The sequence below is a fragment of the Serratia sp. MYb239 genome, from assembly GCF_002966855.1.
GTDB lineage: Bacteria > Pseudomonadota > Gammaproteobacteria > Enterobacterales > Enterobacteriaceae > Serratia_B > Serratia_B rhizosphaerae.
Map to the genome: position 1 here is coordinate 3,409,773 of NZ_CP023268.1, position 23,133 is coordinate 3,432,905.

At 58.2% G+C, this 23,133-nt stretch carries 19 protein-coding genes; 4 read left to right on the forward strand and 15 right to left on the reverse strand.

Features of this window, described 5'->3' with window-relative positions:
* Window positions 1-9 precede the first annotated feature (9 nt).
* The 8 genes from nuoH to lrhA all read right to left on the reverse strand — a co-directional run bounded on the left by nuoH (window position 10) and on the right by lrhA (window position 10,409).
* On the reverse strand, window positions 10-987 hold the full coding sequence (gene nuoH / locus CLM71_RS16405; RefSeq protein ID WP_105231929.1) for an NADH-quinone oxidoreductase subunit NuoH: 978 nt from the start codon (window positions 985-987) through the stop codon (window positions 10-12).
* On the reverse strand, window positions 984-3,719 hold the full coding sequence (nuoG, locus tag CLM71_RS16410) for an NADH-quinone oxidoreductase subunit NuoG (protein ID WP_105233455.1): 2,736 nt from the start codon (window positions 3,717-3,719) through the stop codon (window positions 984-986). Before nuoG ends, nuoH begins: the two co-directional genes overlap by 4 nt.
* Before the next feature lie 123 nt (window positions 3,720-3,842).
* The gene (gene nuoF, locus CLM71_RS16415) at window positions 3,843-5,186 is read right to left on the reverse strand and encodes an NADH-quinone oxidoreductase subunit NuoF (RefSeq protein WP_105233457.1); all 1,344 of its coding nucleotides are present in this window, start codon (window positions 5,184-5,186) and stop codon (window positions 3,843-3,845) included.
* Window positions 5,186-5,737, reverse strand: coding sequence for an NADH-quinone oxidoreductase subunit NuoE (gene nuoE, locus CLM71_RS16420; RefSeq protein WP_105231930.1), 552 nt, complete (start codon window positions 5,735-5,737; stop codon window positions 5,186-5,188). The genes nuoF and nuoE overlap by 1 nt, the downstream gene beginning before the upstream one ends.
* Before the next feature lie 2 nt (window positions 5,738-5,739).
* Window positions 5,740-7,536, reverse strand: coding sequence for an NADH-quinone oxidoreductase subunit C/D (gene nuoC, locus CLM71_RS16425; protein ID WP_105231931.1), 1,797 nt, complete (start codon window positions 7,534-7,536; stop codon window positions 5,740-5,742).
* 96 nt (window positions 7,537-7,632) lie between these two features.
* Window positions 7,633-8,307: an NADH-quinone oxidoreductase subunit B family protein gene (locus CLM71_RS16430; RefSeq protein WP_015673158.1), complete on the reverse strand. Its 675-nt coding sequence runs from the start codon at window positions 8,305-8,307 to the stop codon at window positions 7,633-7,635.
* Between the two features lie 29 nt (window positions 8,308-8,336).
* A complete protein-coding gene (gene nuoA, locus CLM71_RS16435; RefSeq protein WP_015673159.1) occupies window positions 8,337-8,774 on the reverse strand; it encodes an NADH-quinone oxidoreductase subunit NuoA in 438 nt (145 codons plus the stop codon).
* 711 nt (window positions 8,775-9,485) lie between these two features.
* Window positions 9,486-10,409: a transcriptional regulator LrhA gene (gene lrhA, locus CLM71_RS16440; RefSeq protein WP_105231932.1), complete on the reverse strand. Its 924-nt coding sequence runs from the start codon at window positions 10,407-10,409 to the stop codon at window positions 9,486-9,488.
* Between the two features lie 846 nt (window positions 10,410-11,255).
* On the opposite strand from lrhA, the gene CLM71_RS16445 reads away from it, so the two are divergent.
* Together CLM71_RS16445 and yfbR are read left to right on the forward strand one after the other, a co-directional pair.
* Window positions 11,256-12,470 carry a pyridoxal phosphate-dependent aminotransferase gene (locus tag CLM71_RS16445; protein WP_105231933.1) on the forward strand — a complete coding sequence of 405 codons (1,215 nt, stop codon included), beginning with the start codon at window positions 11,256-11,258 and terminating at the stop codon, window positions 12,468-12,470.
* Window positions 12,471-12,547: 77 nt separating this feature from the next.
* On the forward strand, window positions 12,548-13,147 hold the full coding sequence (gene yfbR, locus CLM71_RS16450; protein WP_015673162.1) for a 5'-deoxynucleotidase: 600 nt from the start codon (window positions 12,548-12,550) through the stop codon (window positions 13,145-13,147).
* A gap of 46 nt (window positions 13,148-13,193) precedes the next feature.
* Here the strand turns inward: yfbR and CLM71_RS16455 are convergent, their stop codons facing one another.
* The 4 genes from CLM71_RS16455 to yfbV form a co-directional block, all read right to left on the reverse strand.
* On the reverse strand, window positions 13,194-15,026 hold the full coding sequence (locus CLM71_RS16455; RefSeq protein ID WP_105231934.1) for an SLC13 family permease: 1,833 nt from the start codon (window positions 15,024-15,026) through the stop codon (window positions 13,194-13,196).
* A 100-nt stretch (window positions 15,027-15,126) separates the two neighbouring features.
* On the reverse strand, window positions 15,127-15,783 hold the full coding sequence (locus CLM71_RS16460; RefSeq protein ID WP_105231935.1) for a sugar phosphatase: 657 nt from the start codon (window positions 15,781-15,783) through the stop codon (window positions 15,127-15,129).
* 17 nt (window positions 15,784-15,800) lie between these two features.
* A complete protein-coding gene (locus CLM71_RS16465) occupies window positions 15,801-16,295 on the reverse strand; it encodes a YfbU family protein (protein ID WP_105231936.1) in 495 nt (164 codons plus the stop codon).
* A gap of 134 nt (window positions 16,296-16,429) precedes the next feature.
* On the reverse strand, window positions 16,430-16,885 hold the full coding sequence (yfbV, locus tag CLM71_RS16470) for a terminus macrodomain insulation protein YfbV (RefSeq protein ID WP_105231937.1): 456 nt from the start codon (window positions 16,883-16,885) through the stop codon (window positions 16,430-16,432).
* A gap of 363 nt (window positions 16,886-17,248) precedes the next feature.
* Here yfbV and ackA point away from each other — a divergent pair, with 363 nt between their 5' ends.
* Window positions 17,249-18,451 carry an acetate kinase gene (gene ackA, locus CLM71_RS16475; RefSeq protein ID WP_105231938.1) on the forward strand — a complete coding sequence of 401 codons (1,203 nt, stop codon included), beginning with the start codon at window positions 17,249-17,251 and terminating at the stop codon, window positions 18,449-18,451.
* 162 nt (window positions 18,452-18,613) lie between these two features.
* Window positions 18,614-20,749, forward strand: a complete 2,136-nt coding sequence (gene pta / locus CLM71_RS16480) for a phosphate acetyltransferase (RefSeq protein ID WP_172606333.1) — start codon at window positions 18,614-18,616, stop codon at window positions 20,747-20,749.
* A gap of 77 nt (window positions 20,750-20,826) precedes the next feature.
* Here pta and CLM71_RS16485 read toward each other — a convergent pair whose 3' ends face one another.
* The 3 genes from CLM71_RS16485 to CLM71_RS16495 all read right to left on the reverse strand — a co-directional run bounded on the left by CLM71_RS16485 (window position 20,827) and on the right by CLM71_RS16495 (window position 23,132).
* Window positions 20,827-21,252 carry a putative T6SS immunity periplasmic lipoprotein gene (locus CLM71_RS16485; protein WP_105231940.1) on the reverse strand — a complete coding sequence of 142 codons (426 nt, stop codon included), beginning with the start codon at window positions 21,250-21,252 and terminating at the stop codon, window positions 20,827-20,829.
* A 94-nt stretch (window positions 21,253-21,346) separates the two neighbouring features.
* On the reverse strand, window positions 21,347-22,300 hold the full coding sequence (locus CLM71_RS16490) for a transketolase family protein (RefSeq protein ID WP_105231941.1): 954 nt from the start codon (window positions 22,298-22,300) through the stop codon (window positions 21,347-21,349).
* On the reverse strand, window positions 22,293-23,132 hold the full coding sequence (locus CLM71_RS16495) for a transketolase (RefSeq protein WP_105231942.1): 840 nt from the start codon (window positions 23,130-23,132) through the stop codon (window positions 22,293-22,295). The genes CLM71_RS16490 and CLM71_RS16495 overlap by 8 nt, the downstream gene beginning before the upstream one ends.
* Window position 23,133: the final 1 nt, after the last annotated feature.

Consider the following 23,133-nt stretch of genomic DNA (forward strand, 5'->3'; position numbering starts at 1 on the left):
ATTCACCCCTTATTGAGCGTTGTACAAAATAACTGCGGCGGTCGCCAGCAGGTTCAGCAGCGTCAGCGGCAGGCACACTTTCCAGCCGAATGACATCACCTGGTCATAACGCGGACGCGGCAGCGCGGCGCGGATCAGGATGAACATCATCATGAAGAATGCCGTTTTCAGCGCGAACCAGATGAACGGCGGCAGGAATGGCCCCTGCCAGCCGCCGAAGAACAACGTCACAATCAGGGCGGAAACGGTCACGATGCCGATATATTCCCCCACGAAGAACAGACCGAATTTCATACCGGAATATTCAATGTGGTAACCGTCGGCCAGTTCCTGCTCCGCTTCCGGCTGGTCAAACGGATGGCGGTGACACACCGCCACGCCGGCAATCGCAAAGGTTACAAAACCAAAGAATTGCGGGATGACATTCCAGACGTGAGCCTGTGATTCAACGATGTCCTGCATGTTGAATGAACCTGCCTGCGCCACAACCCCCATCAGCGACAGGCCGATGAACACTTCGTAGCTCAGGGTTTGTGCCGAGGCACGCATCGCCCCCAACAGCGAGTATTTGTTGTTGCTCGACCAGCCGGCGAACAGCACGGCGTAGACCGCCAGACCGGCCAGCATCAGGAAGAACAGAATACCGATGTTGAGATCGGCCACCGCCCAGGTCGGGCTGACCGGAACGATGGCAAATGCCAGCAGCAAGGAAGTAAAGGCGATCATCGGTGCCAGGGTGAAGATCACCCGGTCGGAGAAGGTCGGAACCCAGTCTTCCTTAAAGAACATTTTGATCATGTCGGCGACCAGCTGCAGCGAGCCGCCCCAACCGACGCGGTTTGGCCCGTAGCGGTTCTGGAACAGGCCGAGCAGGCGGCGTTCGCCGAAACTCATGAACGCCCCGCAGGCGACCACGACCAGCAGGATCACGACCGCTTTCAATACGGCGATCAATATGTCGATCACCTCAGGGGTAAACCAGCTCATCGTACCGCCTCCCGCAGATTTTCAACCTTCGCACCCGCCAGTACCGGCGGGATCCCTGGCAAGCCGAGCGGCAAACCAACCTGGCCCTGGGTCAGGGTTTCACTCAGGCGCACCGGCAGACGCAGCGTCTGACCCGCACAGCTGAACTCCACCAGCGCCCCTTCGTTAACGCCCAGGCGCGCGGCGTCGGCCGGGTTGACCATCGCATACGCCGCCGGCATACGCTGCTGGATCACCTCGGAACGCTGCGACATCTCGTCGCTGCCGAACAGGTGGTAATACGGCGCTACCTGCCAGCCTTGCGCATTAAATGCGGCAGGCACGTTGGTGAAGTAGCCAAGGCTGCCCTCCCCCGCTTCGATCAGGCGCACGCCCGGATCGCCGTGGCGCAGCTTGCCCCCGACCTCGGCCTGGAATTTGTTCCACGCCTGCGGTGAGTTCCAGCCTGGCGACCAGGCGAACGGGATCTGCTGACGATCGGCCAGCGGGCTGTTGTTCCCTTCCATGGAGAAGGCGAACATGGTGTCTTTATCCTGCGGCTGACGCGGTTCATGCACGCTGATATTGGCGCGCATCGCGGTGCGGCCGCTGTAACGGTGCGGTGAACGCGCCAGTTTCTGCCCGCGGATGCGGAAGCTGGCGTCCGGCGCGGCATCCTTGATGCCCTGCAGCTGCGGCAACGCCTCGACGCAGGCTTCAATCACATCGTCAAGCTGGGTCCAGTCCACGTGACGGCTGGTATAGGTGGAGTGCAGCGAGTGCATCCAGCGCCAGCTCTCCAGAATTTCCGTCCGCACGTTGTTTTTGGCGTCATCGTAGTAAGCCGGATCGTAAACCTGGAAGAAGCGCTGCGCGCGACCTTCCTGGTTGACCAGCGTACCGTCGCTTTCGGCAAAGCTGGCGGCTGACAGCACCAGGCTGGCTTTGTCCATAATCGCGGTGCGCTGGTGATCGGCGACGATCAGGTTGCTGACCTTGGCGAGCGCGGCGTCGATCTTGTCCGCCGACGCATGCCGGTACAGATCGTTCTCCATCACGATGGCGGTGTCGGCCTGGCCGTCCGCCAGCTGCGCCAGCGCCTGATCGAGCGAACCGCCGCCGATCATCGCCAGCCCCATGCTGTTGGCAGCGCCGGCCACCAGGGTGATGCCCACCTCGGAGCCGCGTCCCTTCAGCGCAGTGACAATGTTGGCCGCCGCTGCGATCACCGCGTCGCTGCCGGCGCTGCTGCCGGTCACGATCAGCGGTTTACGCGCGCCGGTCAGCGCCTGCACGATAATGTCGACTTTCTTGTTCAGATCGTCCGTCAGGCCATCGACCGCCGGCGCCGCCGCGTCCAGCGCGTGCGCAATGGCGAAGCCGAGACGCGCCTGCTCATCGACCGGCGCACGGTAGTTCCAGGCGGCGATATCATCCAGACGGGTGCTGTCGACGTTGGTGACGAACAGCGGGTATTTGGCATGCTGACCGATGTTCTGCACCGCCGCGATCTGCCAGTCGGCCACGCGCTGCGCCGCCGCCATCGCCCGGGCTTTGCCTTTCACCGCCTGACGTACCGACAGTGCGATACGCGCGCCGGTTTGCGTCAGGTCTTCACCCAGCACCAGCACCGCGTCGTACTCTTCGATCTCACGCAGCGCCGGCGTATGCACGCCGCTGTTTTGCAGCACGTTGAGCATCAGTTCCAGACGCTGCTGTTCTGCCTGCGCAATGCCGGTATAGAAGTTCTCGGCGCCGACCAGTTCACGCAGCGCGAAGTTGCTTTCCAGGCTGGCGCGCGGCGAGCCAATGCCGATGGTTTTCTTGGCCTGACGCAGAATATCCGCCGCCCCTTCCATCGCCTGCTCGGCGTTCAGCGCAATCCAGTCATTGCCGCGCAGCTGCTGCGGCTGACGAGGACGGTCCTTCAGGTTGACGTAGCCATAGCCGAAGCGGCCGCGGTCACACAGGAAGTAGTGGTTCACGCTGCCGTTGTAACGGTTCTCAATGCGGCGCAGCTCGCCATAGCGCTCGCCCGGGCTGGTGTTACAGCCGATGCTGCACTGCTGGCAGATGCTTGGCGCAAACTGCATGTCCCATTTACGGTTGTAGCGCTCGGAGTGGGTTTTGTCGGTAAAGACGCCGGTCGGGCACACTTCCACCAGGTTGCCGGAGAACTCGCTTTCCAGCGTGCCGCTTTCCGGGCGGCCAAAGTAGACGTTGTCGTGCGCGCCGTAGACGCCGAAATCGGTGCCGTCGGCATAGTCTTTGTAGTAACGCACGCAGCGGTAGCAGGCGATGCAGCGGTTCATCTCATGAGAGATAAACGGCCCCAGCTCCTGGTTCTGGTGGGTGCGTTTGGTGAAGCGGTAGCGGCGGAAGCTGTGGCCGGTCATTACCGTCATATCCTGCAAATGACAGTTGCCGCCTTCTTCACACACCGGACAGTCGTGCGGGTGGTTGGTCATCAGCCACTCAACCACGCTTTCGCGGAACTGTTTGGCTTCGTCGTCATCGATGGAAATGAAGGTGCCATCGGACGCCGGCGTCATACAGGACATCACCAAGCGGCCGCGCGTGTCTTCCGCATTTTGGTATTGCTTTACCGCACATTGGCGGCAAGCGCCGACGCTTCCCAGCGCCGGGTGCCAGCAAAAGTAAGGAATATCGAGGCCGAGGGAGAGACAGGCCTGTAACAGGTTGTCTGCTCCGTCAACGTCGTATTCTTTGCCGTCTACATGAATCGTAGCCATAGTCAGCATGCTTCCAAATGGCCTGCTTTGCGGCAGGCGTTAATCAAAAATTCTGTTATCCCTGCGTACTGCCCCGGCGGCACCGTTGGCCGCCCGCGGACGTACGGCGGGCTAAAAGCGGGCTTACCAGCGTTGCTTCAGCAAGTTGTTGGCCTGAATACCGCTGATGGCATGAGCATTGCTAAAATGCTGTACGGCGATACCGGCTTCAAACTCGTCACGGAAATATTTAATTGCGCTTTGCAGCGGCTCTACGGCGCCCGGCGCGTGTGCGCAGAAGGTTTTACCCGGGCCAAGGAAGCGGCACAGCTGCTCCAGGGTTTCAATATCTCCCGGCTGCCCTTCGCCTTTTTCCAACGCACGCAGAATTTTCACGCTCCACGGCAGGCCGTCGCGGCACGGGGTACACCAGCCGCAGGACTCGCGCGCAAAGAACTCTTCCAGATTGCGCACCAGGGAAACCATGCCGATTTCGTGATCGACCGCCATCGCCAGCGCGGTGCCCAGACGGCTGCCGGCCTTGCCGATCGTGCCGTATTCCATCGGCAGATCGAGGTGGTCGGCGGTCAGGAAGTCGGTCCCCGCCCCGCCCGGCTGCCAGGCTTTGAATTTCAGGCCGTCGCGCATGCCGCCGGCATAATCTTCCAGAATTTCACGCGCGGTGGTGCCGAACGGCAGCTCCCAGACGCCCGGGTTCTTCACCCGGCCGGAGAAGCCCATCAGCTTGGTGCCTTTGTCTTCGCTGCCGGAAATACCGGTATACCACTCCACGCCGTTGGCCAGGATCGCCGGCACGTTGCACAGCGTCTCCACGTTGTTGACGCAGGTCGGCTTGCCCCAGACGCCGGCGGAGGCCGGGAATGGCGGCTTGGAGCGCGGGTTGGCGCGGCGGCCTTCCAGCGAGTTGATCAGCGCCGTCTCTTCGCCGCATATATAGCGGCCGGCGCCGGTGTGGACAAAAAGCTCGAAATCGAAGCCGCTGCCCATAATGTTTTTGCCCAGATAGCCCGCTTCGGTGGCTTCGGCGATGGCGCGACGCAGGCGTTCCGCCGCTTCGACATATTCACCGCGCAGGAAGATGTAGCCGCGGTACGCCTTGAGCGCAAAGGCGGAGATCAGCATGCCTTCCACCAGCAGGTGCGGCAGCTGTTCCATCAGCAGGCGGTCTTTGTAGGTGCCCGGCTCCATCTCATCGGCGTTACACAGCAGGTAACGGATGTTCATGGTTTCGTCTTTCGGCATCAGGCTCCACTTCAGACCGGTGGAGAAGCCCGCGCCGCCGCGCCCTTTCAGGCCAGAGTCTTTGACCAGGCTGACGATTTCATCCGGCGCCATGCCTTTGATGGCCTTTTCCGCTCCCGCGTAGCCGTTTTTGCTGCGGTATTCATCCAGCCACACCGGCTGTTTGTCGTCGCGCAAACGCCAGGTCAACGGATGCATCTCGGGAGTGCGTACAATGTCTTTGATCATTGGTACTGCTCCAGTAGATTATCGATATCTTCAGGCTTCAGCTGACTGTGAGTATCCTCATCAATCATCATGGTCGGCCCTTTATCGCAGTTGCCCAGACAGCAGGTCGGCAGCAGCGTGAAACGGCCATCGCCGGTGGTTTGACCCGGCTTGATGTTCAGTTTCTTCTCGATCGCGGCCTGAATGCCCTGGTAACCGGTGATGTGACACACCACGCTGTCACAGTAGCGAATCACGTGACGTCCTACCGGCTGACGGAAAATCTGGCTGTAGAACGTGGCAACGCCTTCTACGTCGCTGGCAGGAATGCCCAGCACTTCTGCGATGGCATAAATCGCCCCATCCGGTACCCAGCCGCGCTGCTTCTGCACAATTTTCAGCGCTTCAATCGAAGCGGCGCGCGGATCTTCGTAATGGTGCTTTTCATGCTCAATCGCATCACGCTCTGCCGCACTCAGCTCAAACGCATCAACGCCGCTCGCTGGAGCGGCCGCGTCGATAGGCTCAGGCACATGGTGACTCACGTGATTATCTTTTTGATCATGCATAGTTAGCGGTCCACATCTGACATTACAAAATCGATACTACCCAGATAGACGATCAGGTCGGAAACCAGGCTGCCACGGATAACCGCCGGGATTTGCTGCAGGTGCGCAAAGCTTGGCGTACGTACCCGGGTGCGGTAGCTCATGGTGCTGCCGTCGCTGGTCAGGTAGTAGCTGTTAATCCCTTTGGTGGCTTCAATCATCTGGAATGATTCGTTCGCTGGCATCACCGGGCCCCAGGAAACCTGCAGGAAGTGGGTGATCAGCGTTTCAATGTGCTGCAACGTACGCTCTTTCGGCGGCGGCGTCGTCAGCGGGTGATCGGCCTTGAACGGGCCTTCCGGCATATTGTTCAGGCACTGTTCGAGGATGCGCAGGCTCTGGCGCAGCTCTTCCACTTTCAGCATCACGCGGCTGTAGCAGTCGCTGACGCCGTCGCCGACCGGCACCTCAAAGTCGAAGTTTTCATAGCCGGAGTACGGACGCCATTTACGCACGTCGAACTCGATGCCGGTGGCGCGCAGGCCGGCGCCGGTAACGCCCCAGTCCAGCGCGTCTTTGGCGTTATACGCCGCCACGCCGACGGAACGGCCTTTCAGGATGGTGTTTTTCAGCGCCGCCTTAACGTAGGAGTCCAGACGCTTCGGCATCCACTCCAGGAATTCGCGCAGCAGGCGATCCCAGCCGCGCGGCAGGTCATGCGCCACGCCGCCGATGCGGAACCATGCCGGGTGCATACGGAAACCGGTGATGGCTTCCACGAGGTCGTAGATTTTCTGACGGTCGGTGAAGGCGAAGAATACCGGCGTCATGGCGCCGACGTCCTGAATAAAGGTGCTGATATACAGCAGGTGGCTGTTGATGCGGAACAGCTCGGACAGCATCACGCGGATGGTGTCGACGCGCTCGGGCACCTTGATGCCGGCCAGTTTTTCCACCGCCAGCACGTACGGCATTTCGTTAACGCAGCCGCCCAGGTATTCGATACGGTCGGTGTACGGAATGTAGCTGTGCCAGGACTGACGTTCGCCCATCTTCTCCGCGCCGCGGTGGTGGTAACCGATATCCGGCACGCAGTCGACGATCTCCTCGCCGTCCAGCTGCAGGATAATACGGAACGCACCGTGCGCCGACGGGTGGTTCGGCCCGAGGTTGAGGAACATGTAGTCCTCGTTCTCATTGCCGCGCTTCATGCCCCACTCTTCCGGCTTGAAGGTCAGCGACTCCATCTCCAGATCTTCTTTCTGCTTGGTCAGCACGAACGGATCGAATTCGGTGGCGCGCGCCGGGTAATCCTTACGCAGCGGGTGGCCTTCCCAGGTCTGCGGCATCATGATGCGCGTCAGGTGCGGGTGGCCGTCGAAGGTGATGCCGAACATTTCCCAGGTCTCACGCTCGTACCAGTTGGCGTTCGGGAACACCTTGGTCGCGGTAGGCACGTGCAGGTCTTTTTCAGCCAGCGCCACCTTCAGCATGATATCGCGGTTGCGTTCGATGGAAATCAGATGATAGAAAACAGAGAAATCCGCAGCAGGCAGACCCTGGCGGTGAGTGCGCAGACGCTCGTCAACGCCATGCAGGTCGAACAGCATGACATACGGCTTCGGCTGTTTTCTTAAAAACGTCATTACTTCCAGGAGCTGCTCACGCTTGACCCATACCACGGGCATACCGGTACGGGTTGCTTGAACAGTAAAGGCTTCCGGCCCAAAACGGTTGCGCAGTTCGCCGATCACCGGATCGTCAAGATGATCGCGGGTGTGCCAGTCAGGCAGAGCGTCGTGCGTCGTTGAATCTGTCATAATATTTTTTCACCACACTGAAGGGTCAAATCGCTGCAAGCTTAACTTTCGCTGTGTTTACCAATAGCGCATTAAGATGGACGTTAAATGAACGTCTTAAACCTCGTCAGGCGTGCGCAGATTGGTGACTGCAATACGCTCGCCGTGCTTGCGTTCTCTTTCCGACTGCATGTTGGCGCGATACACACCCTGATCGCCAACCACCCACGACAGCGGACGACGCTCTTTACCGATGGATTCCTGCAGCAGCAGCAGCGCCTGCATATACGCTTCCGGACGCGGCGGGCAGCCTGGGATATACACGTCGACCGGCAGGAACTTGTCCACGCCCTGCACCACGGAATAGATATCGTACATGCCGCCGGAGTTGGCGCAGGCGCCCATGGAGATCACCCATTTCGGCTCAAGCATCTGCTCGTACAGCCGCTGGATGACCGGGGCCATTTTGGTGAAGCAGGTACCCGCCACCACCATAAAGTCGGCCTGGCGCGGGGAAGCACGCAGCACTTCCGCACCAAAACGCGCAACGTCATGAACGGCGGTAAACGAGGTCACCATCTCTACATAACAGCACGAAAGGCCGAAGTTATACGGCCAAAGAGAGTTTTTGCGCCCCCAGTTCACCATGTCATGCAATGCATGTTCGAGTTTACCCATGTAAACCGTGCGGTGAACCTGTTGTTCCAGAGGATCGGCGACGATCTCCTGTTTTTGCAGGGGGTAACGGTCGTTCTCACCGTTCGGGTCTATGCGGGTGAGCGTATAGTCCATCTTAATGCCTCGTTTTTAACCACAAATAACTACTGCGGATGACGGTTGGTGTTAGTGATCGTGCTTGGTTTGACCTGACGCTTTGAGCGTGCAGGCGTCCAGTCCAATGCGCCGATGCGCACCAGATAAACCAGACCGGCCAGTAGCACCAAAATGAAAATGGCGGCTTCGATAAAGCCCACCCAGCCGCTCTCGCGAATCGAGACCGACCAGGCATAGAGATACAAGGCTTCTACATCGAAAATAACGAAGAACATGGCAACCAGATAGAACTTGGCGGACAGGCGCATACGCGCCGAACCGACCGAGTCGATACCGGATTCAAACGGGGTGTTTTTGGCACGCGCACGGGCTCTCCCGCCCAGGAAATACGCGCCCAGCAGCATGAGGCCGCACAGCCCGATGGCCACGACAAGAAATACGGCGAATGCCCAGTGATGAGCGATAACTTCAGTGGTTGTTGACATACTCTTTGCTTACTCATCAAAAGTGGCGTCGATCATTCTGCTCTTATCACGGCAGTTAGTGCACCACATCGATTTAAGGGAAGGATAAATAACCACAAAAAACCAACTGCTATCACAATGCGTTAAGCAGCGTTTTTACTGTGGGCTTTTTACTCCTTTCTATAACCTTTTGTCAACTTTGACAAAAGTATCTACACATTAGTTTACATACGTATCATTTAATTAACATTTCATGCGCCAGCTTTCAGGCTAAATCGTGTCAGTCATTTGCTGTGTAGAAACAGATAGATATCAACCAATATGCACATTTCAGTTTTACTATACCATTCTCTCAGGTATTCCCTGTTGTTCCACTCACTACCTAGGGGTATTTTTTTGATCCAGGACACGTTTTCAGCAGAAATCCTCAAAAAAAGTGTGGCTCTTTAACATTTTTTATAAATTTAAGCGCAAATTTTAACCACACAGTCAGACCATAAGATATCCACAGAAAAAACCTGCCTTCTCGATTTTCGCACAATAGACAAAAAAGCGAAGATAAATATTTTCATACGAATAAACGTGGCTTAACGGCAATAAAGAGTTATACAAATAGACGTTACGGAAAGGATTTATACTGAAGTGATAATAAATTGGATTTTTACTAAAAAAGGCCAAAAAAAACCTCCGCCGTAGCAGAGGTTTTGTGGTTACGCAACGCGCTGTTCGGCGTTATTCGTCTTCATCCACCACATCTTCTGTGGGGGTGGCATTCTGGAAGTTGTAGCTGGTATTGCCGTGCTGTACCGCGCCGAAAATCGCCATTGCCAGCTCATTTTCGCACTGGATATCTTTGCACAGCGTGTATTGCGTCTCCGGCAGCGTCGGCAGGCCTTCCGCCGCGCCCAGCACGCGCAGATCCGGGCTCATCATCTCCACCGGCCGGACGGTTACGCCCAGCCCCGCCTTACAGGCGGTGCGAACCGCCGACAGCGTGGAAGCCACATAGGCGATACGCCATGGGATCCCGGCCTCATCCAGATGCTCAATTGCCATCGCGCGGAAAGGACAAGGCTCATCCAGCACCACCAGCGGAATCGGCTCATCCGCCTGGAAGTGGTAATCCGCCGCGCAGTACCACAACGTTGGCGAGGTGCGCAGCACCACATGCGGGTGGCCCACGGTATCAACGGTGGTAATAGCCAGATCCACTTCGCCGCTATTGAGCATATCCAGCATAAATGGACTACGCTTTACCCGTACGTCGACCGCCAGCTTCGGATAGACGGCGGTTACGCGGTTTAACAGGAACGGTAAAATGGTGTCGGCCGTATCATCGGAAGCGCCGATGGTAAGCACGCCCTTGATATTGTTAAACATCAACGAGGCGCAGGCTTCATCGTTAAAGCGCAATATTTTTCTGGCATAACCCAGCAGCTGTATGCCATGCTCGGTAAGCAGTTTATTACGGCCGTGACGGGCGAATAACTCTTTGCCTACCAATTGCTCTAATCGCTGCATTTGCTGGCTGACCGCGGACTGAGTACGGCAGACGGCGACGGCCGCTGCGGCAAACGTATTCAGATCGGCAACAGCCACAAAAGTTCTTAGCAGATCGAGGTCGAGATTAAGTATCGGACGATTTGCATTGGTCATAGTGTTTTTCTTCACTTTTTAAATTCTATATTTGAAACTACCCTGGTGTATTTCTAAGGCACTGTTTAAAAGAACGGCGCCAGGTACGACACTACCCCACTCATAAGTAGAGGGCAAAAAATTCCTTATATTTCGTTACCTCTATCGCCTTTTAGAATGCAACCGATCGCTGCCGCTTAACGGGCACGGATCTGCGCTTTGCTAAAGTGATTGATTTGAGTGGGAACAAGAATTTTACTCATTCCCCCCGCTGAATTACCACACTAAACGTGCTTCTTTTTTCTCATATACGCCCGCAACCTTAGCGTAAAAGCTCATGAAAACTTGGCATTTTTCGCCGATAATACGCGTCAGGCATAAAAATAAATCAATAAATTCAACCAGTAAAAAACCACTCAATCTGAAAGCCAAAATAATAACTTAAATGTTAGTTAAGTCACAAAGTGAAAGTTTTCTAATATAAATATTATTTATGTAGCAGTGTGGTGATGAATTCCCCGTCAAGCCATAAGACTAGTCCGGGAATATCACGCAGATTCGGCATCAAAAGGGAAACATAACGGCTTGCTGCCGAAAGCCAAAGCGCCCTTGCTCACGCTGTGCAGTCAGGTTTACGCCCCTGAGCGCCCAACACAATAAAACACCAACAATAAAATAAAAAACAGAATTTAACGCCAACAAAATTTTTTAACCAGACTTATCATCGTTAAAATCGCCATTTTAGCCGATCATTTGCACCAAAGGTGTGCGCAGCCCTTCAAAAGCGCAGGTACCAGGAGTACATTGGTCAGGTTGCGGCGTTCCACGGTAGGAATGCCCTATCCCAGCAGAAGGCACAGTTTTTTTATGTCCCCCATTGAGAAATCCAGCAAACTGGACAACGTCTGTTACGACATTCGCGGCCCGGTGCTCAAAGAAGCCAAACGCCTAGAAGAAGAAGGCAACAAAGTCCTCAAACTCAACATCGGCAACCCCGCCCCTTTCGGCTTTGAAGCGCCGGATGAAATTCTGGTCGATGTGATCCGCAACCTGCCGACCGCTCAGGGCTACTGTGATTCCAAAGGGCTCTACTCGGCGCGTAAGGCGATTATGCAGCACTATCAGGCGCGCGACATGCGCGACGTCACCGTCGAGGATATCTATATTGGCAACGGCGTGTCCGAGCTGATCGTCCAGTCGATGCAGGCGCTGCTGAACAGCGGCGACGAAATGCTGGTGCCGGCGCCTGATTACCCGCTGTGGACCGCGGCGGTTTCCCTGTCCAGCGGCAAAGCCGTCCACTATCTGTGTGACGAAGAAGCCGGTTGGTTCCCGGACCTCGACGATATTCGCAGTAAAATCACCCCGCGCACCCGCGGCATCGTGATCATTAACCCGAACAACCCGACCGGCGCAGTGTACAGCAAAGCGTTGCTGGAACAGATCGTCGAGATAGCGCGCGAACATAACCTGATCATCTTCGCCGACGAAATCTACGACAAAATTCTGTATGACGCAGCCGAACATATCTCTATCGCCTCGCTGGCGCCGGATCTGCTGACCGTCACCTTTAACGGTCTGTCCAAGACCTACCGCGTCGCCGGCTTCCGCCAGGGCTGGATGGTGCTGAACGGCCCGAAAAAGCACGCCAAAGGCTATATCGAAGGGCTGGAAATGCTGGCATCGATGCGCCTGTGCGCCAACGTGCCGATGCAGCACGCCATCCAGACCGCGCTGGGCGGCTACCAAAGCATCAGCGAATTTATCCAGCCGGGCGGCCGCCTGTACGAACAGCGCAACCGCACCTGGGAACTGCTCAACGAGATCCCCGGCGTCTCCTGCGTGAAGCCTCAGGGCGCGCTGTATATGTTCCCGCGCATTGACGCCAAACGCTTTAATATTCACGACGATCAGAAGCTGGTGCTGGATTTGCTGCTGCAGGAAAAAGTGCTGCTGGTGCAGGGCAGCGCGTTTAACTGGCCTTACCCCGATCACGTGCGCATCGTTACCCTGCCGCGCGTCGACGAGCTGGAAATGGCGGTCGGCAAACTGGGGCGTTTCCTGGAAAACTATCGCCAGTAAATGTCATTCACGGCGCGTTTGCATAAACGCGCCGTAGTGATCAGAATAAAGCTCCTTGCCGCCGTAGAGAACACCCCATGAGCCAGAGCCATTTTTTTGCCCACCTGTCCCGTCTGAAACTTATCAACCGCTGGCCGCTGATGCGCAACGTGCGCACCGAAAACGTCTCCGAGCACAGCCTGCAGGTGGCGTTTGTCGCCCACGCGCTGGCGGTGATCAAAAACCGCAAGTTCAACGGCAACCTGAACGCCGAACGCGTAGCGCTGCTGGCGATGTATCACGACGCCAGCGAAGTGATCACCGGCGATATGCCGACGCCGATCAAATATTACAATCCGCAGATTGCCCACGAATATAAGAAGATCGAAAAAGTGGCGCAGCAAAAACTGCTGGCGATGATCCCGGAAGAACTGCGCAATGACTTTCGCAGCATCCTGGACGAGCACTGCTACAGCGAAGATGAAAAGCTGGTGGTCAAGCAGGCCGACGCCCTGTGCGCCTACCTGAAGTGCCTGGAAGAGCTGTCGGCGGGCAATCAGGAGTTTACGCTGGCCAAAGCCCGGTTGGAAAAGACGTTGCAACTGCGCAACAGCCCGGAAATGGAGTATTTCATGACGGTGTTTATCCCCAGTTTCAGCCTGTCGCTGGATGAGATCAGTCTGGACGCCGAACTGTAACCGTCAGGGCGCAGCAACCACGTACGCGCCCTGCAATTTACCATTCTCAGAACGGAAACAGCCACGGCACCAGCGCGACGCTGACCAGCATCACCAACACGGTGAACGGCACGCCAAGGCGCACAAAATCGCCGAACTTATAATTCCCCGGCCCCAGAACCAGCGTATTCACCGGCGAAGAGACCGGCGTCATAAAGGCTGCAGAAGCGGCAATGGCGATAATCATGGCAAACGGATACGGTGATACCGCCATTTCCCGCGCCGCTGCGATGGCAATCGGCGCCATCAGAACCGCCGTGGCGGTATTGGAGATAAACAGGCCGATCGTGGCGCACAGCACAAACAGACAGAGCAGCATCACGCGCGGCCCCATATTGCCGGCCACGTCCATCAACCCTTGTACGATCAGATCCACCCCGCCGGTCTTCTGCAGCGCCTGCGCAAACGGCATCATGCCGACGATCAGAATAATGCTCGGCCAGTGGATCGATTTATAGGCGCTTTCCATATCGATACAGCGGAATTTCCCCATCAGCAGGCAGGCGATCAGCGCCGCGATAGGGTTCGGCACCTCATCGGTCAGCATCATCGCCACCATCAGCGCCAGACAGAACAGCGCGTGCGGCGCCTGCGTCATCGCCGGCGCCACTTCGTCCACCTCCGCCGGCAGGTTGAGTACGATAAAGTCGTGAGTTTTGCTCTGCAGCTGGCGAATCGCCTTCCAGTCGCCGATCACCAGCAGCATATCCCCCAGCGCCAACGGCTCATCCACCAGCTTGCCCGCCAGCGTCTCACCATTGCGGCGAATGCCGACCACGTTGAGATCGTAGCGGCTGCGAAAACCGTTTTCCCGCAGGCTTTTACCCAGCAGCGCCGAATCGGGGATCAACGATACCTCCGCCATGCCGACGTTGCGCGACTGTTCAGAGAAATAGTCGCCGCGCAACACCATCGGTTCCAGCTGCTGCTCGCTGCAGAATTCACGCAGATCAACGTCGCTGGCCGACATATCGATCAGCAGCACATCACGTTCGCGCAGCTCGGTACTGCCGGAGGCGCTGACCATCACCCGCCGGAAACGCTTCCAGCGCTCAATGCCCACCACGTTGGCGCCGTAGCGCGCCCGCAGATGCAGCTCATCCAGCGAACGCCCCACCAGCGGGGAGCCGCGGCGCAGCGCCAGGCGTCGCGCCCGCCCGGTCAGTTTGTAATCGCGGATCAAATCGCGGAAAGTGCGTCGCTGCCAGCTCTCTTTACGGTTGTCCGGCGATTCGCCGCCCAGCCAGCGCCGCGCCAGCAGCATATAGCCCACGCCGAGCACCAGCACCACGATGCCGATCGGCGTGACGCCGAAGAAACCGAAGCCGCGAATGCCCTCGCGCACCAGCTCACTGTTCACCACCATATTCGGCGGCGTCGCCACCAGCGTCATCATCCCGCTGATCAGGCCGGCAAAGCTCAGCGGCATCATCAGCCGCCCCGGCGCGGTTTTCATCCGCGCCGCCACGCTGAGCACCACCGGGATAAAAATCGCCACCACGCCGGTGGAGCTCATAAACGCGCCCAGCCCGGCCACCGTCACCATCAGCAGCACCAGCATTTTGGTTTCGCTGCTGCCGGCCACCTTCACCAGCCAGTCCCCGACCTGATAGGCCACGCCGGTGCGCACCAGCCCTTCGCCGATAACGAACAGCGCGGCGATCAGAATTACGTTCGGGTCGCTAAAGCCGACCGTCGCCTCCTGCAAGGTTAGCGTTCCGCTTAACACAAAGGCGATGATCACCAATAAGGCGACCACATCCATGCGCAGTTTGTTGGTGGTAAACAGCACAATCGCCACCAGCAACAAACACAACACCCACAGTAATTCGCTGTTCAAATCGGCCTCGTCCGTCCGCCAGGTTCCAAAGTCTTAAAAATTAGCACAAAAAAACCCCGCGCATGCGGGGTCTAATCAATTTGCCGGCGAATAGCGGCGATCAGTCGCGCAGCGTGATGCGCGCGCCGTGCGCCCCGCCGTCAACCTGCAATTGCTCCAGGGAGGAAAGGCGCAGATCGACCTGTTCCAGCTGCGGCGCATCGGCAGGCGCATTGACCGCAATCACCTGACAGCCGGCGGCCAGGCCCGAAGCGATGCCCGCCGCCGCGTCTTCCACCACCACGCACGCCTGCGGCGCCAGCCCCAGGCGCTCCGCACCCAGCAGATAAGCGTCCGGCTGCGGTTTACCGCGCTCGACCTGCTCGGCGGTGACAAATACCGCCGGCAGCGGCAGCCCCGCCGCCTCGCGGCGCGCGCTGGCAACCGGCACCGAACCGGAGGTGACGATCGCCCAAGGAATACCCAGCGTGTTCAGCCGTTCCAGCAGCGCCGCCGCACCCGGCAGGGCGCGTACGCCGTCGGTATCCTGCGCTTCCACCTGCTCCAGCAGGTCGTGCTCATGCTGAATATCGGCCTCGCTGGCGCCCGGCATAAAGTGGCGCAAAGAGGTAATGGCCTGTTTACCGTGAATAAAATCCAGCACCTCCTGCGGATCGACGCCGTGCCGGTTGGCCCACTGGGTCCAGGCGCGCTCCACGACGGGCAATGAATCTACCAACGTACCATCCAGGTCGAACAGAAAACCTTTACACTCCACAGGAAACCTCTTTTTAATCAAGCATTAATAATTTGCGCTATTTCGACGGCGCTCAAATGATACTGACGCGGACAGGACAGCCACAGCGCCAGCATGCGCTGATATTTATCCCACATTTTGGTCTGGGCGTTAAAGCCGTGGCTGCCGGCGTCGAAGTGAGTATAGCGTCCCTCGGTGTTGACCAGGAAACGCACATAGCTCAGGTAGCGCGCCTCGGTCGCCGCATCAAAGCCGAGGAACGCCAGACGACGCGCCTCCAGCCCCTGGCGATCCTTGAGATTCTCCCAGGACACCTGCAGCGCATGGTGCATTTCCATAATATTGATGATGGTGCGGCAAACCTCTTCGCTCATCTCGTCAAAATCACGATCCAGTTCACGCAGCTGCAGGCCGAAACCGCGCTCCACCACGGTTTGCAGGCGGCGGTAGCGCTCGGCGTTGCCCGGGTCGAGCATCGTCATCATCTTATACTGGTTAGACAGGATCAGGCGTTGGGCGTGGGTCATTTCCATGTTTAGGGTCCTCAGTTCTGCAAATTGGCGTGAGCATCGCATACTGATTTGAGGCATGGAATCACAACCCGCCGCTTCTTTGATTTGCGCCAAGTTTGACGCCGCCGGGGCGTTACGCCCGGCGGCGGCGGACCTCAGAGATCGTCCAGGAAGGTCTTATCCAGCTGCTTGAACGCGCGCTTGAGCAGATCCGCCAGCGACTGATAGGTCGGCGTGCCTTCCACCGGCGCCAGCGCCTGACCGGCCTGCGCCAGCTTGTCGCGCACCTCATGGAACCAGCCGAGCAACGCCGGCGGCAGCGGCGTCAGCGAACGGCGACCCAGCCACCACAGCCCCTGCATCGGCAGGCTGCAGGCAAACAGCGCGGTGGCGATCGCCGGGCCGAGCTGGCCGCCCAGCGCAATCTGCCAGGTCAGGGTGAACACCGCCAGCGGCGGCATAAAACGAATGGCGAAACGAGTGGCGCGCGCAACGCGATTCTCCGGAAATACCGGGGCCAGACGTTTGTCCGACGGCCAGGTTTTCATATAGTGCTGTCCGCGTTGGAATACCTGAAACCAACTTACGGAACCGGACGGTTTGCTCGTCATCGCGTACCTCAACGTCGCAGAAAAATGGGGTGGCGCCAACCACAATACTAAAAAATTTGAAGCTTTAAATTTATTTTGTGTTTACCGCGGGCTATCGGTATCCTAAACCGGCCTTTTGGCCAGCTAGAAGATGACGACAAGTTTGTCAAATTTTGTCAATTTTTAGCCCTATAACAAGCAAGATTACTTAAACCGTGGAGAAACACCCGGTTTTTTCACCATCATGTGTTTTCTGTGCTTCACATGATGTTAATCATAAATGTCAACGGCATTATGCGCTACGCTTGTTGTCTGATTGACGATTAATTCACTACGTGTTTTTTGATTTTCTTTTAACAACACGAACTATAAGTAGGTACTTCCATGTCGAGTAAGCTAGTACTGGTTCTTAACTGCGGCAGTTCTTCCCTGAAATTCGCGATCATTGATGCTATCAACGGTGAAGAACATCTTTCCGGTTTGGCTGAATGCTTCCACCTCCCCGAGGCGCGCATTAAGTGGAAAATGGACGGCGGCAAGCAAGAAGCGGCACTCGGTGCCGGTGCGGCCCACAGCGAAGCGCTGAATTTTATTGTTAACACCATCCTTGCACAAAAACCTGAACTTTCCGCCCAGCTGACCGCCATTGGTCACCGTATCGTACACGGCGGCGAGAAGTTTACCGCCTCCGCCTTGATCAACGATGAAGTACTGCAGGGTATCAAAGATTCCGTGCCGTTTGCACCTTTGCACAACCCGGCGCACCTGATCGGTATCAATGAGGCGCTGAAGTCTTTCCCAGCGCTGGCTGACAAGAACGTCGCCGTGTTCGACACCGCGTTCCATCAGACCATGCCTGAAGAATCCTATCTGTATGCCCTGCCGTACAGCCTGTACCGCGACCACGGCGTACGCCGCTACGGCGCACACGGCACCAGCCACTTCTTCGTGACCCAGGAAGCGGCCAAAATGCTGAACAAGCCGGTGGATGAGGTCAACGTCATCACCTGCCACCTGGGCAACGGCGGCTCCGTGACCGCAGTGCGCAACGGCAAATGCGTCGACACCTCCATGGGCCTGACCCCGCTGGAAGGTCTGGTGATGGGCACCCGCAGCGGCGACATCGACCCGGCGATCATCTTCCATCTGCATGATGCGCTAGGCATGAGCGTCGATCAGATCAACAAACTGCTGACCAAAGAGTCCGGCCTGCTGGGTCTGACCGAAGTCACCAGCGACTGCCGCTATGTGGAAGACAACTACGCCACCAAAGAAGATGCCAAGCGCGCGATGGACGTCTTCTGCCACCGCCTGGCGAAATACATCGGCGCCTACAGCGCGCTGATGGACGGCCGTCTGGACGCGGTGATCTTCACCGGCGGCATCGGCGAAAACGCCGGCATGGTGCGTGAAATGACCCTGAACAAGCTGGGCCTGCTCGGCTTCGAAGTCGACCATGAACGCAACCTGGCCGCCCGTTTCGGCAAAGCCGGGGCCATCACCAAAGACGGCAGCCGTCTGGCGCTGGTGATCCCGACCAACGAAGAGTTGGTTATCGCGCAGGACGCAGCCCGCCTGACTGCGTAACGTACCAAACACCGTCAGCTCCGGCTGGCGGTGTTGTTTCAGCCTTATCGCCGCCGCAGACGGCCCCGTTGGCCGCACTGCTTTGCCGCCCGGCCGCAGCGCACGATCAGGCGACTACCGCATATCCATCGTGAAGAGGACTATTCTGTGTCACGTACAATTATGTTGATCCCCACTGGCACCAGCGTCGGTTTGACCAGCGTCAGCCTGGGCGTCATCCGCTCCATGGAGCAGCAAGGCGTTCGCCTCAGCGTATTCAAACCTATCGCCCAGCCGCGCACCGGCGACGATACCCTCGACCAGACCACCACCATCATCCGCAGCAACTCCACCATTCCGGCCGCCGAGCCGCTGCGCATGAGCTATGTGGAAAGCCTGCTCAGCTCCAATCAGCAGGACGTGCTGATGGAAGAGATCGTGGCGCGCTACCACGAAAATACCAAAGACGCGGAAGTGGTGCTGATCGAAGGCCTGGTGCCGACCCGCAAGCACCAGTTCGCCAGCGCGCTGAACTATGAGATCGCCAAAACCCTGAACGCCGAGATCGTCTTCGTGCTGGCGCTGGGCAACGACTCGCCGGCGCAGCTGAAAGAACGCATCGAACTGGCGCGCACCAGCTTCGGCGGCAGCAAGAACAAAAACATCACCGGCGTTATCATCAACAAACTGAACGCGCCGGTCGACGAGCAGGGCCGCACCCGCCCTGACCTGTCGGAAATCTTCGACGACTCCACCAAGGCCAGCGTCGCCAATGTCGATCCGAAGCAGCTGTTCGCCAACAGCCCGCTGCCGGTGCTCGGCTGCGTGCCGTGGAGCTTCGATCTGATTGCCACCCGCGCCATTGATATGGCACGCCACCTGAAGGCGCGCGTGATTAACGAAGGCGATATCATGACCCGCCGCGTGAAGTCCGTGACCTTCTGCGCGCGCAGCATCCCGCATATGCTGGAACACTTCCGCCCTGGCTCGCTGCTGGTGACCTCCGCCGACCGCCCGGACGTGCTGGTTTCCGCCTGTCTGGCGGCGATGAACGGCGTGGAAATCGGCGCGCTGCTGCTGACCGGCGGCTATGAAATCGACGAGCCGATCAAAAAGCTGTGCGAACGCGCGTTCGCCACCGGCCTGCCGGTGTTTATGGTGGACACCAACACCTGGCAGACCTCACTGAGCCTGCAGAGCTTCAACCTCGAAGTCCCGACCGACGACCATCAGCGCATCGAAAAAGTGCAGAACTACGTGGCCAGCCATATCAGCGCCGAGTGGATCGAATCGCTGACCGCCGCCTCCGAGCGCTCGCGTCGCCTGTCGCCGCCGGCGTTCCGTTACGAGCTGACCGAACTGGCGCGTAAAGCCGGTAAACGCATCGTTCTGCCGGAAGGCGACGAGCCGCGCACCGTGAAAGCGGCGGCAATCTGCGCCGAACGCGGCATTGCCGAATGCGTACTGCTCGGCAACCCGGATGAGATCCAGCGCGTTGCCGCAGCGCAGGGCGTGGAACTGGGCAAAGGCATCGAGATCGTCGATCCGGAGCAGGTACGTGAAAACTACGTGCCGCGTCTGGTTGAACTGCGCAAAAACAAAGGCATGACCGAAGTGGTGGCGCGTGAGCAGTTGGAAGACAACGTGGTGCTCGGCACGCTGATGCTGGAAAAAGGCGAAGTCGACGGCCTGGTTTCCGGCGCCGTGCATACTACCGCCAATACCATCCGTCCGCCGCTGCAGCTGATCAAAACCGCGCCGGGCAGCTCGCTGGTCTCTTCCGTGTTCTTTATGCTGCTGCCGGATCAGGTGCTGGTCTACGGCGACTGCGCGATCAACCCGGATCCGACCGCCGAGCAGCTGTCCGAGATCGCCATCCAGTCGGCGGACTCCGCCAGCGCATTCGGCATCGAGCCGCGCGTGGCGATGATCTCCTACTCAACCGGTAACTCCGGCGCCGGCAGCGACGTGGAAAAAGTCCGCGAAGCGACCCGCCTGGCGCAGGAAAAACGTCCGGACCTGATCATCGACGGCCCGCTGCAGTACGACGCCGCCATCATGGCCGACGTGGCGAAATCCAAAGCGCCGAACTCGCCGGTTGCCGGTAAAGCCACCGTGTTCATCTTCCCGGATCTGAACACCGGCAACACCACTTATAAAGCGGTGCAGCGTTCCGCCGATCTGGTGTCCATCGGGCCGATGCTGCAAGGCATGCGCAAACCGGTGAACGACCTGTCGCGCGGCGCGCTGGTAGACGATATCGTCTATACCGTAGCGCTGACGGCCATTCAGTCTTCCCAGGCTGATGCCCAGGCGTAATTCAAACGCCTGACAAAAAAATACAGGGGCCGGCAATGCTGGCCCCTGCCATTTCCGCTATCCGCACTCCGTCCGATTCAAGGTTCCTGACCGGTGATAACCTGTAAGATACGGCCGTCGTCGATTTTCAGCGAAAAACTGCGTTGCCAGAAGCGTTTGCTATCGGCGTCCTGCGACGCTACGGTACTGATTGCCACGGTATAAAGTACATCGTTCTCAAAAGCGCTAAAGGAATAAGGGATGCATTGCCCGGCACTCACCGACTCCGCCGGCTGCGGCGGCATAACACTCCTGCGCCAGACTTCACGCGTTTGCTTATCCTGCCGTTGATCGATAGCAATGCTGACAAGGTTAACCTTGGCATCTGCGCTCAGATGCTCTGCCGGCAGAGAGAAACAGAGATTGCTCCCCTGTAAAACGACCTCTGCCGCATAAAAACGCTGCTTCTCAAGCATACAGCCGCTGAGTAACACGGTGATGATCAGCGTATAGATTCTTTTCATTTTAGACTTTCCTGTCTGTAAGAGTGTACCGCAATCCTTTCGGTGGCCAATTATAACGCTTTCGAACCCAAGGCCGGCACTGCCGGCCCCGTTTTTACAACAGCTGCTGCGCCGCCGCCAGAATATGCTCCGCCGTCAAACCATACTCCTGCTGCAGAAATGCCTGTGTGCCGACCTGGCCGTAGCGCTCCTTCACGCCTACCCGGAGCATCGGCGTCGGGCAGTGTTCCGCCAGCACCTCCGCCACCGCCGAACCCAGCCCGTTATGGATACTGTGGTTTTCACAGGTGACGATGCGCCCGGTTTTGGTCGCATAGCGGGTAATGATATCGCGGTCGATCGGCTTGAGGGTGAACATATCGATCACCGCCGCGCTAACCCCTTGCCGCGCCAGCATCTGCGCCGCCTGCAGCGCTTCGGCCACCATAATGCCGTTGGCGATCAGCGTGATGTCCTCGCCGTCGCGCAGCAGGTTGCCCTTACCGATGGTGAACTGCGCGCCATCCTGATAAATACGCGTCGCCTGCTTGCGCGTGGTGCGCACCCAGTAAAAGCCTTCCAGCGTCATCAGCTGGCGCAGGATATCGGCAAACATGGTGGCGTCAGTCACTTCCAGCACCACCGAGTGTGCCAGCCCGCGCACGATGCCCATATCCTCAAACGACATATGGGTGCCGCCGTTATGGCAGGCGGTCACCCCCGCATCGGAGGCGATCACCTTGACGTTATTGCGCTGATAATCCAGTGACATAAACAGCTGATCGAAACAGCGGCGGCTGGCGAAGGCGGTAAAGGTGTGCACGAACGGCACCCGCCCGGTCAGTGACAGGCCGGCCGCCACGCCGATCACATTCGCCTCCATAATGCCGCAGTTAATCACGTGGTGCGGATGATCGCGCTGTACGCCATCCATCGCCATCGAGCTCATCAGATCCGCCTCCAGCGCGATAATCGGCGCCCCCTGCTCTATCTGGCCGCGCACCATGCCGGCATACACCTGTCGCATTTCAACGCGGTCTTGTTCCATCTGCGTTCTGTCGTTAAACATGGGCGGCCTCCAGTTCGGCTATGGCGTGTTCGATATGCTGACGCACCTCCGGCGTCAGCCGCAGGTGGTGCGAGTTGCTCAGTTGTTCCAGATAGGGCACCCCCTGGCCTTTAACGCTGTCGAGAATCACCACCAGCGGCCGCTGCTCGCCACTGCGGCGCGGCGCTACCGCCGCACGGATCGCCGCAATATCGTCCCCTTTGACGCTCTCGGCCGCGAAGCCGAAGGCGCGGAACTTGCCCTCCAGATCGAAGGGTTTGATCACCTCATCCAGCAGGCCGTCCAGCTGCTGTTTGTTGTAATCGATAAACAGCGTCAGGTTGTGCAGATTATGGTGCGCAATAAACTGGAACGCCTCCCAGCACTGACCTTCGTTCAATTCGCCGTCCCCAAGCAGGCAAAACACCCGGTTATCGCGCTGCGCCAGCCGGTGCGACAGCGCCATGCCGGCGGCGATGGAGACGCCCTGTCCCAACGAGCCGGTGGTGGCATCCACCCCTCGGGTGCGCAGCCGGTCCGGATGGCTGGGCAGGCGGGTGCCGTTCTGGTTCAGCGTGCCCAGCTCTTCCAGCGGGAAATAGCCTTTCAGCGCCAGCGTGCTGTACAGCGCCGGGCCGGCATGCCCCTTCGACAACACAAAATTGTCGCGCTGCGGCCAGTCCGGATCGCCGGGATCGATGCGCATTACCTCGCCGTACAGCACCGCCAGCGTCTCCACCACCGACATGCAGCCGCCGTAGTGGCCGAACCCCAGCCCGGTCAGCGCCTTCAGCGTCTCCAGACGAATTGCCTTCGCCAGCTGGCGCAGTTCCCTGATATCTGTCGTTGTCATT